This window comes from Silanimonas algicola (assembly GCF_054777375.1).
Genome location: NZ_BAAHAS010000002.1, coordinates 580,750 through 596,509 on the forward strand (window position 1 = coordinate 580,750; position 15,760 = coordinate 596,509).

Annotated in this window: 13 protein-coding genes and 1 tRNA gene; 7 read left to right on the top strand and 7 right to left on the bottom strand. The window is 70.2% G+C overall.

Annotated elements, in window-relative coordinates:
- The 3 genes from ACYVAK_RS07915 to ACYVAK_RS07925 are packed head-to-tail and all read left to right on the top strand — an operon-like array spanning position 1 to position 4,780.
- Positions 1-810, top strand: coding sequence for a prepilin-type N-terminal cleavage/methylation domain-containing protein (locus tag ACYVAK_RS07915; protein WP_461059665.1), 810 nt, complete (start codon positions 1-3; stop codon positions 808-810).
- Positions 807-1,196, top strand: coding sequence for a hypothetical protein (locus tag ACYVAK_RS07920; protein WP_461059667.1), 390 nt, complete (start codon positions 807-809; stop codon positions 1,194-1,196). The genes ACYVAK_RS07915 and ACYVAK_RS07920 overlap by 4 nt, the downstream gene beginning before the upstream one ends.
- Complete coding sequence (locus ACYVAK_RS07925; RefSeq protein ID WP_461059669.1) at positions 1,193-4,780, top strand: DUF6701 domain-containing protein; 3,588 nt, start codon at positions 1,193-1,195, stop codon at positions 4,778-4,780. The genes ACYVAK_RS07920 and ACYVAK_RS07925 overlap by 4 nt, the downstream gene beginning before the upstream one ends.
- On the opposite strand, the gene greB is transcribed toward ACYVAK_RS07925, so the two are convergent.
- Genes greB through ACYVAK_RS07945 form a run of 4 tightly spaced genes read right to left on the bottom strand, consistent with a single transcriptional unit; the run spans position 4,781 to position 9,528 of the window.
- Complete coding sequence (gene greB, locus ACYVAK_RS07930; protein ID WP_461059671.1) at positions 4,781-5,284, bottom strand: transcription elongation factor GreB; 504 nt, start codon at positions 5,282-5,284, stop codon at positions 4,781-4,783.
- A 22-nt stretch (positions 5,285-5,306) separates the two neighbouring features.
- Entirely contained in the window at positions 5,307-6,863 is a 1,557-nt protein-coding gene (locus ACYVAK_RS07935; RefSeq protein ID WP_461059673.1) for an AbgT family transporter, read from the bottom strand.
- Positions 6,864-6,874: 11 nt separating this feature from the next.
- Entirely contained in the window at positions 6,875-8,008 is a 1,134-nt protein-coding gene (locus tag ACYVAK_RS07940; protein ID WP_461059675.1) for a hypothetical protein, read from the bottom strand.
- Positions 8,005-9,528 carry a helicase HerA-like domain-containing protein gene (locus tag ACYVAK_RS07945; protein ID WP_461059677.1) on the bottom strand — a complete coding sequence of 508 codons (1,524 nt, stop codon included), beginning with the start codon at positions 9,526-9,528 and terminating at the stop codon, positions 8,005-8,007. Before ACYVAK_RS07945 ends, ACYVAK_RS07940 begins: the two co-directional genes overlap by 4 nt.
- 126 nt (positions 9,529-9,654) lie before the next feature.
- Between ACYVAK_RS07945 and ACYVAK_RS07950 the strand changes: the two genes are divergently transcribed.
- The 4 genes from ACYVAK_RS07950 (at position 9,655) to ACYVAK_RS07965 (ending at position 13,123) form a co-directional block, all read left to right on the top strand.
- Positions 9,655-11,154 (top strand): transglycosylase SLT domain-containing protein, encoded by a 1,500-nt coding sequence (locus ACYVAK_RS07950; RefSeq protein WP_461059679.1) that lies wholly within the window; start codon positions 9,655-9,657, stop codon positions 11,152-11,154.
- Positions 11,154-11,735 (top strand): DUF2845 domain-containing protein, encoded by a 582-nt coding sequence (locus ACYVAK_RS07955; protein ID WP_461059681.1) that lies wholly within the window; start codon positions 11,154-11,156, stop codon positions 11,733-11,735. The genes ACYVAK_RS07950 and ACYVAK_RS07955 overlap by 1 nt, the downstream gene beginning before the upstream one ends.
- Positions 11,732-12,508: an alpha/beta hydrolase gene (locus ACYVAK_RS07960; RefSeq protein ID WP_461059683.1), complete on the top strand. Its 777-nt coding sequence runs from the start codon at positions 11,732-11,734 to the stop codon at positions 12,506-12,508. Before ACYVAK_RS07955 ends, ACYVAK_RS07960 begins: the two co-directional genes overlap by 4 nt.
- 105 nt (positions 12,509-12,613) lie before the next feature.
- Entirely contained in the window at positions 12,614-13,123 is a 510-nt protein-coding gene (locus ACYVAK_RS07965) for an AAA family ATPase (RefSeq protein WP_461059685.1), read from the top strand.
- Between the two features lie 8 nt (positions 13,124-13,131).
- Here the strand turns inward: ACYVAK_RS07965 and ACYVAK_RS07970 are convergent, their stop codons facing one another.
- The 3 genes from ACYVAK_RS07970 to metX form a co-directional block, all read right to left on the bottom strand.
- Entirely contained in the window at positions 13,132-14,418 is a 1,287-nt protein-coding gene (locus ACYVAK_RS07970; protein WP_461059687.1) for a diguanylate cyclase domain-containing protein, read from the bottom strand.
- Positions 14,419-14,489: 71 nt separating this feature from the next.
- Positions 14,490-14,576, bottom strand: a tRNA-Leu gene (locus tag ACYVAK_RS07975).
- 22 nt (positions 14,577-14,598) lie between these two features.
- The gene (gene metX, locus ACYVAK_RS07980) at positions 14,599-15,741 is read right to left on the bottom strand and encodes a homoserine O-acetyltransferase MetX (RefSeq protein WP_461059689.1); all 1,143 of its coding nucleotides are present in this window, start codon (positions 15,739-15,741) and stop codon (positions 14,599-14,601) included.
- Positions 15,742-15,760 lie beyond the last annotated feature (19 nt).

Consider the following 15,760-nt stretch of genomic DNA (forward strand, 5'->3'; position numbering starts at 1 on the left):
ATGCCATCGCGCCATGCCACCGGGTTCAGCCTGATCGAACTGGTCGTCGTGATCGTGTTGGTCGCCATCCTCGCGACGGTTTCCGTGGCCCTGATCCGCCAGCCCATCGACGCCAGTGCCGACGTGCAGCGGCGTGCGCGCCTCGCCGACGCCGCCGACCAGGCGATGGTGAGGATCAGCCGCGACCTCCGCCTCGCCTTGCCGAACAGCATCCGCACCAGCGCGGACGGCCGGGCCATCGAGATGTTGATCGCCCCGATGGCGGGCCGGTATCGCGCGCGGCCGCGGGCCACCCCGACGTCCGAGGGGGCGGGCGACGTCCTTGATTTCACGACCGCCGACGCCTCCTTCGACCTGCTCGCCTCGCTGCCGGCCGTGCCGACGCCGGGGCAGTCGGTGGTGGTCTACAACCTCACCGCCGAGGGAACCCAGGCGAACGCCTGGGCCGGCGACAACCGCGCCGTGCTGGGTGCCGGCAGTACCGCCGACCGGATCGTCCTCTCGGCGCCGTTCCAGTTCCCCTTCCCATCGCCAGCGCAGCGCGTCTACCTGGTCGACGAGGCCGTGCAGTACCGCTGCACGGACGACGGCGAGCTGCGCCGCCATGCCGGTTTCGCGCCTGGGACCGCCATGGTCGTCGCACCGCCCGGCGCCTCCTCGCTGCTGGCGGAGGGCGTCAGCTTTTGCAACTTCCGCTTCGATGCCGGCAATGCCAGCCGCCAGGGGCTCGCCGCGCTCTCGCTGGCGCTCACTCGCGAGGGCGAGTCGGTGAGCCTGCTCAAGTCCGTGCATCTTCCGAACTTGCCATGATGTCGTCCAAGCACCAGCAGGGCTTCAGCCTGGTTGCCGCGGTGTTCGTCATCGCCATCGCATTGCTGGTGCTGCTCGCCGCGGTGCTCACGCTGAACGCGCGCAACCGAAGCACCGTGCAGGCCCTGGACGCCAGCCGCGCGTTGTTCGCGGCCCAGAGCGGGGTCGATGTGGCGGTTGCCCGCGCCTTGGCCGGGGGGTGCGACGCGGTGCCGGCCAGCATCGATTTCGAAGGCTTTGTCGTGACGCTCGCCTGCAGCCCCCAGACCGTCGACGAGGCGCCGGACACGTATCGCATCTACACGCTGACCGCGGTGGCGGAGCGTGGCCGTTTCGCGTCGAACACCTTCATCTCCCGGCGCGTGCGCGCCACGGTGGCCGAATGAACGCTTGCCTTCGTCTCCTCGTCCTGTTGCTCGCCCTGCTGGCCTTGCCGGGCCTTGCGCAGATCTCCACCCGTTCGACCGCCCAAGCCGGGGTGGCCTCGGGCAACCTGGTGATCCCGAAGCCCGCCGGCACCAACACCAATGACGTGCTGGTGGCCGGCATCACGGTGGTTCCGGGAACCCGCACGATCGCCACCCCGGCCGGCTGGACGCTGGTGTCGAGCGAGAACACCGGTTCCAACGCCCGGCTCGCCGTGTTCACGCGCGTCGTCCCCGCGGGTGATGCCACCGTCACCAACTACACGTTCACGTTCGGCGGCGGGGCGCACAGCGGTGCCGCGGGCGGCATCGTCGCCTTCATCGGCGTGGATACCGCCACGCCGGTCGACCGCTCCAACGCCGCGCTGACCCCGGCGTCGTTCGCCCACGCGGCGCCGTCGATCACGACGACGGTGCGCGGCACCGTGCTGGTCGGCGCCTTCGCGATGCCGGGCGCGACCGACGACTGGCAGCCGCCCGCCGGCATGATCGAGGCGATCGACGTCACGTCGACGTCGGTTCGTCCGGCGTCCGCCGGCGTCGCGTTGACCCTCACGGTGGAACCGCGTGGGGCCGCTGGCCCGACGGGAACGCGCACGGCCACCGCGGACGACACGGGCATCGTCGCGGCGGCCGGCCGCACGGTCGCACTGGCGCTGCGCCCGGCACTGGCGCCGGCGAACACCCACTACCGCCTCGATGGCGCGGCGGGCTCCCTGAATGGCACGGCCGGCGAAGTGTTCGACAGCGGTGGCACCGGCCTGCATGGCTTCCGGCGGACGATCGGTACGACGACGACGGCGAATTTCGTGCTGCCGGACCCCACGATCCACGGGCAGGAGCCTGCGGTCAGTGGCCAATTCTGCAACGCGGCGCAGTTCGACGGGCGCGCGGTGCTGCAGGTGCCGGCCAGCGCGCAGTTCGACTACACGCAGGAGTTCTCCGCATCGGCCTGGATCTATCCGACCGCGTTGCCCGCCGCCGGGCAACTGATGTCGGTGCTCTCGAACGACAGGAACTACGAGTTCCACCTGAACTCCGCCGGACGGCTCAACTGGTGGTGGGGCGGCGGGGTGCGCGAGCTAACGTCGAACGCGGTGATCCCGCTGAACCGGTGGACGCATGTCGCGATCACGTTCCGCTCGGTCGCGGGTTCGGCGCGCCAGCGCATCTACATCAACGGTGTTCTGGATACGGCGACCCGCGCGTGGGAGGGCACGCTGGATGCCAATGGCTGCGACTTCTACATCGGGGGCGACGTCGGCACCAGCGCCGCCTGCGCGCTGATCAGCGAGCGCGCGTTCCGCGGTCGCATCGACGAAGTGAAGCTCTACAACTACGAGCTGAACGCGACGCAGGTCAACAACGACCGGACGATCGGCCGCAACTGCGCCAGCGCCGTGTCGCGCTATCGCATCGAGCACGACGGCGAGGCGCACTCGTGCGCGGCCGAAACCATCACCATCCGCGCCTGCGCCAACGCGGACTGCTCGTCGCCATCGAATGCGGGCGCCACCGGCACGCTGTCGGCGGGCGGCAACAGCGTCGGCTTCAGCATCCCGGTGGGACAGACGAGCACGTCGGTGTCTCTGCTCCTGCCCACCACCACGGACGCGGGCGATCCGCAGTCGGTGGCCTTGGCGGTCAGCGCCGTTTCCCCGGTGCCGGCACTCGTCACCAGCTGCCGGAACGGACAGGGGACGATCAACACCACGACGGCCTGCCAGTCCGCGGTCTCGGACGTCGGTTTCGCCATCGATGTCCCGGACCATGTCGCCGACGTCGTGCAGGCCGTCAGCGTGCGGGCGCTTCGACGCTCGACGCCGGGTCCTCCCAATCCCCGCGACACGGCCTGCACGCCACTGTTCGCCAACGTGACCCGCAACGTCGGTTTCTGGGCCAACTACAACGATCCGGCCACCGGCACGCGATCGACGACCCTCGCCGGGGTGACGTTGGGCAGTGCTTCGCCGGGTAGCCCGGTGACCCTGGCCTTCGATGCCAATGGCCGGGCGACGACCACGCTCCGTTACCCCGACGCGGGCGCGGTGCGACTGAGCGCGCGTTACGCCGGTGCCGCCGCCACCGGCGATGCGGGCCTGGTCGTGACGGGGAGTGACCGCTTCGTCGCCAAGCCGGCGCGGTTCCAGCTCAGTATCGCTGGACACGATGCCAATCCGGCCCTCCCGGGCGACGCCACGCGCGGGGTCTTCGGCGTGGCCGGCGTGCCGTTCAACGTCTCCGTGCAGGCCTTGAATGCCTCGGGCGTGGCCACCCCCAATTTCGGTCGCGAGGCCTCGCCGGAGCGGTTGACGCTGCGGTCGACGCTACAGGCGCCACTGGGGGGCCGGAATCCGAGCCCCGTGTCCACGCTGGGCACGGGCTTCGGTGACTTCAGCAATGGGTCGGCCAGCGGGCAATGGCGGTGGGACGAAGTCGGCGTGATCACGCTGACGCCGGAGCTCCGGGATGGGGCGTACCTCGATTTCTCGCCAGCCAGCGCGGCCAACGTGGTGGGGACGGCTGTCGAACGCGTGGGGCGATTCCGGCCGGCGCGCCTGAGCGTGACGTCGAACGTGCCGGCCTTCGCCAACGCCTGCGCGGCGGGGAGCTTCGGTTACGTGGGGCAGGCCTTTGGCTTCGGCACCGACCCGGTGCTGACCGTTCGAGCGCTCAACGCGTTGGGCAACGTCACCGGGAACTACGTCGACGCCGGCGGTGCAGCCAATGCGTTCTGGCGATTCGGCGGGGCGCTGGCCAATCGCAGCTATGCGAGCACGGTGGGCGCAGGCGCCACTCTCGCGACGCTGTCGCGGACGACGGATGGTGGCAATGCCATCGTCAGCGGGCAGACGGCCTCCAGCCTCGCGCAGTTCGATGGCGAGGGCGCCGCCACGGTCAGTGGCGATCGCCTCACCTATGCCAAGCCGGCCGTGCCGGAGGACCCCTTCGAAGCCCGGGCCTCCTTGACCTTCAGTGCCGCCGACCTGACCGACAGCGACGGCGTGTGCTTCGATACCGCGGCGTTGGATGGTTGCGACCCGCTCACGGTGGATGGCATCACCGGCAGCGAGCAGCGCTGGGGCCGCATCGCGGTGACCAACGCGTTCGGCCCGGAGGTGATCGACCTGCGGGTGCCGATGCGCGCGGAGTTCTTCAATGGCACGACATTCGTCGCCAACATCGCCGATGCCTGCAGTGGCGTGAGCCTCGACCCCCTGCTGGATGCCAACGGCGGCGACAGCCTGCTCCCGTCGGAAACCTGCGTCCATGACAGTGGCAGCCCCGGGGCCAGCGGCCAGGGCTGCAGTGTCGCGGGCCCGGTCGACCGCCGCTACACGGTGACGCCGGTGGCTGGCGATTACAGGCTTTGGCTGCGGGCGCCCGGGGTGGGGAATGTCGGCGTCCTCGACCTCACGCCCACGGTGCCGTCGTGGCTGCAGTTCAACTGGCGCGGGTCGGGCGAGACCGCGCCCACGGCGCGCATCGGCTTTGGCGTCTTCCAAGGGGATCGCCGCGCCATCCACGAGCGCGAGGTGTATTGATCAGGGCGCGTAGCGCACGTCGACGACGATGAAGCGTGCGGGGCCCGCTGGCAGCGCGGCCTCGAACTCGTCGTCGATGCGCTTCTTGAGCGCGGCCCGTGCCAGCGGGGAATCGATGCTGATCCAGCCCTTGGCTGCATCGATCTCGTCCGGGCCGACGATGCGATAGGTGCTTTCCGCGCCCGTGTCCTCGCGCTCGACGGTGAGCCAGGCCCCGAAAAACACGGCCTGCGGATCGGCCGGGCGGCCTTCGACGACCTTCAGGACTTCGATCCGCTTCGACAGGTAGCGCACGCGGCGGTCGATCTCGCCGAGCTGCTTCTTGCGGTAGGTGTACTCGGCGTTCTCCGAGCGGTCGCCCTCCGCGGCGGCGGCGGCGAGGGCCTTGACCACCTCCGGCCGCCGGACCCGCCACAGCTCGTCGAGCTCGGCCTTCAGTCGTTCGAAACCCTCGCGCGTGATCAGCGCGGTCGAGGGCCCCTGCGGTGCGCGCCAGCGCGGCATCGGTCGATGCGTGGGGCGGGGCTCAGCCCGCCGGCGTGTAGGTGAGCGCGGCGCCCGGGCCCAGCGGCCAGCCCATGAAGATCCACAGCGCGAACAGGGCCGACCAGCCGATCAGGAAGGTGATCGAGTAGGGGATCATCGTCGCGACCACGGTGCCGATGCCGGCCTTGGGCTCGTAGCGCTGCAGGAAGGCGATGATCAGCGCGAAGTAGCTCATCATCGGCGAGATGATGTTGGTGACCGAATCGCCCACGCGGTAGGCCGTCTGCGTCACCTCGGGCGAGTAGCCGAGCAGCATGAACATCGGCACGAAGACCGGGGCCATCAGGGCCCACTTCGCCGAGGCCGAGCCCATGGCGAGGTTCACCGTGGCGGTGAGCAGGATGAAGCCGATCAGCAGCGGGATCTTCGGCAAGCCCAGTGCCTTGAGCAGCTCCGCGCCCTCGACCGCGAAGATCAGGCCCAGCTGGGTCCAATTGAACAGGGCGACGAACTGGGCGGCGAAGAACACCAGCACGAGGTAGCTCGCCAGCGTGCCCATCGAGGCCGACATGCCCTTGATGACGTCGGCGTCGCTCTTGATGGTGCCGGCGCCGACGCCGTAGGCGATGCCGATGAGGGCGCCGGCCACGAAGATCAGGGCGACGATGCCGTTGAGGAAGGGCGCGAGCGCCTTCAGCAGGTCGGGCTCCCCGGCGAGGCGCAGCGCGCCGTCGGCGGGTACGGTGGCCAGCGCCACGAGGCCGGCCAGAACGACGGTGGCCACGCCGGCATAGGCGAGTCCGCGCTTCTCGTCATCCGACAAGGGCTCGATCGTCTCGTCGCCTTTGCCGTACGCCCCATCGGGGAAGCGCCGCGCCACGATCTTCTCGGTGACGAACCAGCCGAGCAGGGTGATGATCGGCGTGGAGACGGCCATGAACCACCAGTTCGCCAGCACGGACACGTTGTAGTCGGGGTCGACGATGCGCGCGGCTTCCGTGGAGAGGCCGGACAGCAGGGGGTCGATGGTGCCCGGAAGAAGGTTCGCCGAGTACCCGCCGGAGACACCGGCGAAGGCCGCGGCGATGCCGAGGATCGGGTGGCGGCCGGCGGCGATGTAGAGGAGACCGGCGAGCGGCACCAGCAGCACGTAGCCGATCTCGCTGGCCATGTTCGACATCACGCCCGCGAGCACGACGATGGGCGTGAGAAGGAAACGAGGGGCGTTCAGCACCACGATGCGCAGGCAGGCGCCGATGAAGCCGCTGTGCTCGGCCACGCCGATGCCGATCAGGGCCACCAGTACGGTGCCCAAGGGGGCGAAGCCGGTGAAATTGGTGACCAGGCCGCCCATGATCCGCTGCAGGCCCTCGACGCTGAGGAGGTTGACGGGCAGCACCGCCTCGCCGGTCTTCGGATGCGCGACGCTCAGGTCGAACTGCGCGGCGATCGCACTGGCGATCACCACGAGGACGGTGAGCAGGAAGAACAGCGTGGCCGGATGCGGCAACAGGTTGCCGGCACGCTCGACGATGGCGAGGAAGCGGTCGACGGCGGTGCGCGGCGCCGCGGCGGGAAGGGCGTCGGAAGCGGACATCGGGGAAGGTTTCAGGAGGAAGGCCCCGATTGTGCCGGAGGGCGTGACGACTGTGCGCTGCGGGCGGCTTCCGCGAGGCGTTGGAGCCCGGCGCGTTCGGCCGCGTCGATGACGGGGGGCCAGTCGGCGGGGTCGAGCGGCGTGAAGGAGGGGTCAAGGTCCAGGCATTCCTGGACGAGCGAGAGCGCGCCACGGGCATCGCCTTCGACGACCTTCTGGTGCAGCCACTGCCTTCCATGCAGGACGAGCATTGGCGTGTCGCGAGCGTCGCGAAGCAGCTGCCGGTACTGGCGATGCAGCGGCGCCGACACCGCCCGCTCGCGGAGTTCCTCTTCGAGTGCCGTCCGCGCTTCGGCGGCCTGGCCTGCGGCGAGGAACGCGGTGACGCGATCCTCGAGGCGATGGTCGCGGCTGAATCGGAGCTTCTGCGGCTCCTCGGGGCCGGTGGCTGCGAAGCCCAAGGCGTCGCGATACTGGAAAACCAGCCGCCCGCACACGTGTGCGGCCATGAAAAGCACCCACAGGGCGATGGCGGTGGAGACCATGGCACCGAAGAACGGTGGCAGCACGCGGTCCAGCCAGCCGGCGCCGCGGAGGCCGACGCCCAGCCCGAGCCAGACCAGGGCGATGGCGCCGAGGTAGGGCAGGCCGATGCGGGCCAGCACTTCGCCCCAGAAGAGCGGGTTGATGGCGCGGCCGACGTGCTCGTCGATGGCGAGCGACATCGCGATCAGGGGCAGCACGGTCGCCATCAGCAGCCGCCACGCGGCCGGCCAAGCCCCGGGGGCGAAGATCGACAGGGCGAGATGCACCACGGCGAAGAGCAGCAGGAGCGCAAGGAAGGCGAACACGGCGCGGTCGCCGACATCGAGGCCGAACCGCGGCGGTTCGCGATGGCCATGGGCGGACTCCCGCAGCACCTCCATCGCGTGTTTCGGAATCGCGAGGAGCAGGAACAGCGTCGCGAACGCACCGATCACCGGCACGATCTGCACGCTGGCGATCATCGACAGGACGCCGATGACCATGCCGTTGCTGCCCAGCCAAGGGTAGCGGGCGACGTGGACGGCATCGCGCCAGTACGGCGGCTGGTCGGCGATGCCGCGGTCGTGCACCTGCCCGCGGGAGCGCCAGTCGGGGTTCATCGACGTCCGCCCAGGAAGCCCCCGAGCACGCCACGCAGCAGCGATCGCCCGAGCTGGCTGCCGACCGTGCGCGCCGCCGATTTGGCCATCGTTTCGACGGCGCCTTGGCGTCGCCCGGTGCCCCAAAGGAACTCGTTGAGACGGTTCGTTGGCTTCGCTTCGGGCGCTTCGCCGCGCGTGGGCGGCGTCGACGCGCCCGGTGGCGGACTCCCGCGGGGCGCCTCGGCCTGGGCGGCCCGCCGTTCGAGCATTTCCGCCGCCGAATCGCGATCCAGCGGGAGGTCGTATTTGCCGGCGAGGCCACTCTGCGTCCGCAGCGCCGCGCGTTCTTCCGCGCTGATCGCCCCGAGCCGGCAGCCGGGCGGCGCCATCACGGTGCGCTCGACCATCGAGGGCCGGCCGCCACCCTGCAGGGTCGAGACCAGCGCTTCGCCGACGCCCAGCTCGGAGATCGCACGGGCCGTGTCGAGGGCCGGATTGGGCACGAAAGTCTCGGCCGCGACGCGCACGGCTCTCTGGTCGCGCGGGGTGAAGGCGCGCAGCGCGTGCTGGATGCGATGGCCCAGCTGGGCCAACACCACGTCCGGGATGTCCGACGGGCTCTGCGTGCAGAAGTACACGCCCACGCCCTTCGAGCGGATCAGGCGCACGACTTGCTCGATGCGCTGCTGCAGCGAAGGCGGGCAGTCGGCGAACAGCAGGTGGGCTTCGTCGAACACGAACACGAGTTTTGGCTTGTCGAGGTCGCCGACCTCGGGGAGGGTTTCGAACAGCTCGGACAGCAGCCACAGCAGGAAGCTCGCGTACAGGCGCGGCTTCAAGACGAGCGTCTCGGCGGCGATCACGTTCACGGTGCCGCGGCCGTCGGGTGCCGTGCGCATCAGGTCGCCGAGCTGCAGGGCCGGCTCGCCGAGCAGGCTGCGCGCGCCTTCCTGCTCGAACTTGAGCAGCGCACGCTGCAGCGCGGCGAGGCTTTGCGACGAGACGAGGCCATAGGTCTTCGAGACGGCCTCGCGGTTCCCACCGATGAAACCGAGCAGGGCGCGAAGGTCGTCCATGTCGAGCAGCAGCAGGCCCTCGGCGTCGGCGAGCGCGAAGGCGATGTCGAGCACGCCGGACTGCGCATCGGAGAGCTGGAGGATCCTCGAGAGCAGGGTGGGCCCGATCTCGCTCACGGTCGTGCGCAGCGGGTGGCCGTTCACGCCGAACACGTCCCAGAAGGCGACGGGCAGCGCCGCGAAGCTGAAATCCGCGAGCTTCATGGCGTCCAGGCGGGCCTGCAGCTTCGGGTTCATCGCGCCGGCCATGCCGAGCCCCGCGACATCGCCCTTCACGTCCGCGATCACCACCGGCACGCCGGCCTTGCTGAAGCCTTCGACGAGGCGAAGCACCGAGACGGTCTTGCCTGTTCCCGTCGCGCCAGCGATGAGGCCGTGGCGATTGCCGAACTTCAGCGGCAAGGTGATGGGGCGGTCTTCGGCATGGCCGAGCAGGAGCGCGTCGGAGGTTGGCGTCGTCACGGGTTCGTTCCGCAGAGGGGCGGATCGAGTGTAGCCGGCGTCGCTCCGCGATCGGATTCCGGTTGAGCAGGGCACGGGGCGCCGGTAGGCTGGCGGCCTTGTTTTCATGCGTCCCAGCGAGTGTCCATGCGTCGTTTCCTGCGTTGTTTCCCGGGGCTTCCGTCCGCGTTGGCGGTGGTGGCCTTGGCCTGTGGCCCCGCCGCGATGGCGGCGCCGTCGTCGGCGGATCCCGGTACGGAGGGGGAGCAGGAGTCGCTTTACGCGGATTTCGAGTCGGCGGCGAAGGCCTATCGCGATGGCGTGGCGCAGGCCGCGGGCGGCGAGCGTCGCCCGGGCAAGCGCGCGGCGCAGCGCGCGATGGATCGCATGTTCGACCTGCTGGAGCGCTGCCGGCGCATCGAAGGCTGCGAGGCGGATCGACTCGTGTCGCGCTTCGATGCCCTGCTCGGCGCCGGCACGAGCGTGGCGGGCGAGGGGGGTGACGAGGCCGAACGGGCTCCGGCCGACGCGACGGCCGCGAATCCGTCCGAGAGCTCGCCGGTCATCGAGGCGTTCCCGAACGCCGCCGACACGCTGAACCAGCTCAACGGCCGCGACCTGCGCGAGCTGATCGTGCAGAACGAAGCCGTGCGCGCCGCGATGGCGGAATGGCTCACCGCGCTGCGCCCGCAGCTCATCAACGCCCACGAGCAGTACCAGTACCTGCGCTTCCTGATGTGGCCGGAGTACGAGCGCGCAGGCCTGCCGGAAGCGCTGCTGTTCGCGATCATGGCCCGCGAGTCCGGCGGCCGCGTGCATGCGATTTCCCCCGCGGGTGCGGCGGGGCTGATGCAGTTCATGCCGGCGACGGGGCGGCGTTTCGGGCTCGGTTGGCAGGACGGCTACGACACGCGCTTCGAGCCGCAACTCGCTTCGCGCGCCAGCACCCAGTACCTCAACGAGCGCTTCGCCGAGCTCGGGCACAACCTCGAGCTCGCGCTGGCGGCCTACAACGGCGGCGAGGGCCGCGTGGGCCGGCTGGCGCGGCAGAACCCGGGCAAGTCCTTCTGGGACCCGGCGGTCTACAACGCGCTGCCGAAGGAAACCCGCGACTACGTGCCCTACATCCTTTCGGCCGCCTGGCTGTTCCTGCACCCCGAGGAGTACGGCCTCGAATTCCCGTCGGTGAACGGCGCCGCGACCGTGCTCGCGCTGAAGCAGCCCGCGTCGATCAACCAGCTCACGATCTGCATCGGCAACGGCGAATCGCGCTACGGCTACTTCCGTGCGTTGCGCAACCTCAACCCGCGCTGGTTGCCTGAAACGGTGCTGCCCGCCGGCACCGAGCTGCGCGTACCCGTGGCGGTGATGACGCTCTACGACGCCGGCTGCGTGAGCGGCCCGCGGGCCGAACAGGCGCTGGCCCTCGTGAATGCGCGCAAGCCCGAGGTCGGGCCGGCGCCGCGCTCGTCCGTGACTGCTTCGGCCACGGGTTCGCGCTACACCGTGCGTCGCGGCGACACGTTGAGCGGCATCGCGCGCCGGCACGGCTGCAGCGCGCAGACCGTGGCCCGCGCGAATGGCCTGCGCTCACCCTACGCGCTGCGTCCCGGGCAGCGCCTCAGCCTGAACGGCTGTCGCGGCTGATGTCGTCGCGCCGCGTGCCGCTGCTCGTGCTGCTCGGCGCCGCGGCACTCTTGGCGGCGACGCCGGCCAACGCGCTGCGCTGCGGATCGCGGCTCGTCGATCGCGGCATGCTCGACGCGCAGGTGCTCTCGCGCTGCGGTGAGCCGTATTGGCGTGCGCCACGGGGTGAGTGGCTCATCCAAGGCGAGGGCGGGCCGATCGAGCGGCGCCTCGAACGTCGCATCGAAGACTGGTACTACAACTTCGGCCCCAGCCGGCTCGTGGTCCGGCTGCGGTTCGTCGATGGCATGCTGGAGGCCGAGGAGACGCTGGGCTACGGCCAGTCGCGCATCGGGGGGCGCTGCAATGCCGGCGCACTTCAACGCGGCCTCAGCGAGGGCGAGCTCGTACTGCGCTGTGGTGTGCCATTGCGCCGCCGCAGCACCTTCGCCGGGCAGATTCTCCGCGATGGCCTCGGGCAAGCCCGCGTGCAGCCGAGGCCGCGCGAGGAATGGTGGTTCGAGCGCGACGATTCGCGCTTGCTCGCCCGCGTGCTGCTCAGCGGAGGCTCCGTGGAATCCGTCGAATCGGTGCGTCCATGAGCGGGTGGCGCACGCTACTCCTCTTCGTCGGCGTCGCGGCTGGCCTATACGCGGCCTTGGTGGCGCTGATGTACGGCAAGCAGCGCAGCCTGCTGTTCTATCCCCAGCTGACGCGCAACCCGCCGTTGGCGCCGGAATTCGAGTTCGCGGTCGTCGGCGCGACGCTGCGAGGCTGGGTGGTGAACCCCGGCCAGTCGCGGGCCCTGCTGTATTTTGGTGGCAATGGCGAGGACATCTCGCTGAGTCGTGACGATGTTGCGACCTGGGCGCCGGGCCACACGGTCTATCTCGTTTCCTATCGCGGGTACGGCCACAGCACCGGCGAGCCCAGCGAAGCCGCGTTGGCCGCCGACGGCATCGCGTTGTTCGACCACGTGGCGCGCTCCCACGCGACCGTCGACGTCTTCGGCCGCAGCCTGGGGACGGGGGTCGCCGTGCACGTGGCCGCCGCACGCCCCGTGCGTCGCCTCGCCCTGGTGACCCCCTTCGACAGTGTGTTGCGCGTGGGTCAGGCGCACTACCCATGGCTGCCGCTCGCCTGGATGCTCAAGGACCCCTTCGAGAGCTGGCGCCGTGCGCCCGCGCTGTCGATGCCCACCCTGGTGGTCATCGCGGGCCAGGACGACGTCACACCACCGGCTCATGCGCGGGCCCTCGCCGCGGCGATGCCACGCCCGGCAGAAGTGCTCCACATCGAGCAGGCACAGCACAGCAACGTGCAGGTGTTCCCGGAGTACGACGCCGGCCTGCGTCGATTCCTCGCCGCGGACTGAGGCGATGCCCCCCGACGCTCGGGTGGCCAAGACCCTCGGGCGACCTCACCGTCGCCCGTGCCGAGAGGCTATGGTTCGACCGACCATGGACCCCATCGACATGCCATGCTGATCGCGCTCGCCGGATTGCCCGGTGCCGGAAAGTCCACGCTCGCGAAGCGCCTCCAGGCCCGCCTGCATGCCGAGATCGTGTCGCGCGACACGATTCGCATGGCCGAGTTCCCCGATTGGGGCGATCGCGCCGCGAAACGCGCGGCGTTCGAAATCGTCCGCCTCGACGTGGGCCTTCTGCTGCGCGCCGGCGCCACCGTGATCGTCGACGGGGCCACGCTCGCGACGCGCGCCGAGCGCGGCGAACTCCGCGAATTGGCGGCGGCGATGGCGGTACCGTTCATCGTGCTGTGGCTGGACCTGCCGCCCGAGGTGGCAGCGCGTCGCCTTGCCGGCGATCGCCACGAGTCGCCACCCGATCGCCAGCCCGCGCTGGTCCACGCCGTGGCGGCGCGTTTCGAGCCACCGAACGACGAGGCCGGCCTGATTCGTCTGGACGCACGCCTCGACCCGCCTTCGCTCCTGGAGGCGGCCCTGGCCGGCCTGGCCGCCAAGCCGCGCTGAGGCGCGGTTCAGCGTCGCCGTTTCCCGTCGTACATGCGCTCGTCGGCGTGGCGGAGCAGTTCGTCCGCGGTCCTGCCGTCGTCCGGGAAGCGCGCGATGCCGACGCTGACGCCGATCGACACGGTCTGGTCGTGGACGTGGAAGGGTTCCGCGAGGTGCCGGGCGACCCGATCACCCACGGTCGTCGCTAGCGCGGCCGCCGACGAGGGTGCCAGCAGGATGGCGAACTCATCGCCGCCGATCCGCGCAATGCAGTCCGCGTCGCGGGCGCCGCTGCGCAGCCGGCCCGCCACGGCCTTCAACAACGCGTCGCCGACGGCGTGGCCATAGCGATCGTTCACCGGCTTGAAACGGTCGAGGTCGAGGAACAGCAGGGCCACCGTGCCGCCTTGCCGCTGCGCTTGGGCGATCGCGAGTTCGATCCGGTGCACGAGATGCCGGCGGTTGTGGCATCCGGTCAGCCCATCGTGGACGGCCGCGTGGCGGAGCTGCGCTTCGGCCGCCGCGCGCGCCGTGATGTCCTCCACCAGCGAGAGGATGCCGCGGGTCATCCCTTGGCGGTCGACGAAGGCGGAGTGGAACCACTCGCAGTCGATCACCTGGCCCGACGCATGCAGGCTGCGGCAGCGCACCTGGTTGCGTGTCGAACGGCCCTCGCGCAGTGCGTCGAGGGCCTCGGTCATCGCGCCGGCCCAGTCCAGGTGGTCGAGGCCGATCTCTGCGGCGGTGCGGCCCATCACCGCCGTCGATCGACGACCGAACACCCTTTCGGCCTGTCCGGCCCAGCGGCGGATGCGTCCGTCGCGGTCCCATTCGATGACGGCCAGCGGCGAGTTCTCGAGGTAGATCGCTGTTTCCTGCAGGGAGAGGTCGAGTGCGTCGCGCGTTCGCCGCAGTTCATCCACCTCGATGGAACAGGCGAAGACGCCGAGGACATCGCCCTCCGGGCCGCGGTGGGGATGCAGCGAGATCGAGATCCAGCGCGGCGTGCTGCCGGGCTTCTCCAGCAGGCGCTCGTAGCGGATGTGCTCCCCGCCGAGTGCGGCCAGCAGGCGCGGCTTCGCCGCGGCAAAAGCCTGCGCGCCGTAGACATCGTGCAGCGTCCGGCCGACCAATGCCCCGGGTGCGACGCCGAACCACTCCGCGAAGCGTTCGTTCACCCATCCGATCCGCTGCATGCGGTCGAAGAACGCGATCATCACGCCGGTCGAGGTGGTCAACCCCAGCGCCAGCGCCGCGGCGTCAGCGAAGGTTCCTGCGATGGCGAGGGGCGGGGATTCGGCGTTCCTGTGCACGCCGGGAAGACTAGCGGCTTCCGACGGCGAAAACGACGAACCCCGCACGAGGCGGGGTTCGGGACGAGGCTTGGTGCCGGGCGTGGGACTCGAACCCACACGCTTTTGAGGGCGGCGGATTTTGAGTCCGCTGCGTCTACCGATTCCGCCAGCCCGGCAGGGCCACTCCAGTATAGCGGCTCAGGCCTCGAGAAACTCGCGCACCGCGGGGCCGAAGCGAGCGATGTCGACGAGGAAGGCGTCGTGGCCCTGCGGCGAGGGCAGGGGAAGGAAGCGGCTGTCGACGCCACCGGCCCGAAGGCCCTCGGCGATCTGCTCCTGCTGCTGCAGGGGGAAAAGGATGTCCGTATGCACGCCGATGGCCAACGCCTTCTCGAGGGACACGGTGGCGAGCGCCGCCAAGACCTTCGCGTCCTCGTCGACGCCGTCGCCGCGGGAGGCGCCCGGCGCGTAATCGGCGGCGTCGAACCAGTCCATCGAGCGCGACAGGTAGAGGTAGGCGTTCGGGTCGAACTGGCGCACGAAGCGGCGCGCGTGGCCTTCGAGGTAGCGCTCCACCTCGAATTCCGGCCCGAACGGGTCGTCCTCGCGACACTCGGCGTCGAACTTCACCCGGCCGAACCGGCCGTCCCATTCCATGGCAGAGCGGTAGGTGACCACGCCGAGCTTGCGCGCCATGCGCATGCCGCTTTCGGGGTAGCTCGTCTCGGAGTACCCGCCGTCCGCCCAGCGCGGGTCGAGGCGGATGGCCTCGCGCTGCAGCGAGCGGATCGCGATCGAGAAGGGCAGGGATCGCGCGCTGCCGCTGATGTTGATGTGGCGGCGGGCGATACCGGGATGGCGCAGCAGCAAGGCGAGAGCGCTCATGCCACCCATCGAGTTGCCGATGACGGTGTCCAGGCGATCGATGCCCAAGGCACGCACGAGGTGCGCAGCGGCATCGGCGCCGTCCTCGATGCTGAGGTCCGGGAAGCGCAGCCGGTAGGGCTCGCCATCGCCCGGGTGCGGCGACGCGGCACCGGTCGAGCCCTTGCAACTGCCCAAGGGGTTCACGCAGATCACGAACCAGCGATTCGTGTCGATGGCCTTTCCGGGCCCCAGCATGCCCTCCCACCAGCCTTCCGTGGCGTCGTCGACGCTGCTGGCGGCATGGGCGTTCGGCGAAAGGCCAGGCAGGATCAGGACGGCGTTATCGCGCGTGGCGCTGAGCGTCCCCCACGTCTCGAATGCGAGTCGGGCACCGACCAGCGCGCCGCCCCGCCTCATCGGAAACGGTGACGGAAGCGCGATGAAGCGCGTTCCGGGCGGAATGAATTCGGTCATTCGATTCGGAGGATGGATG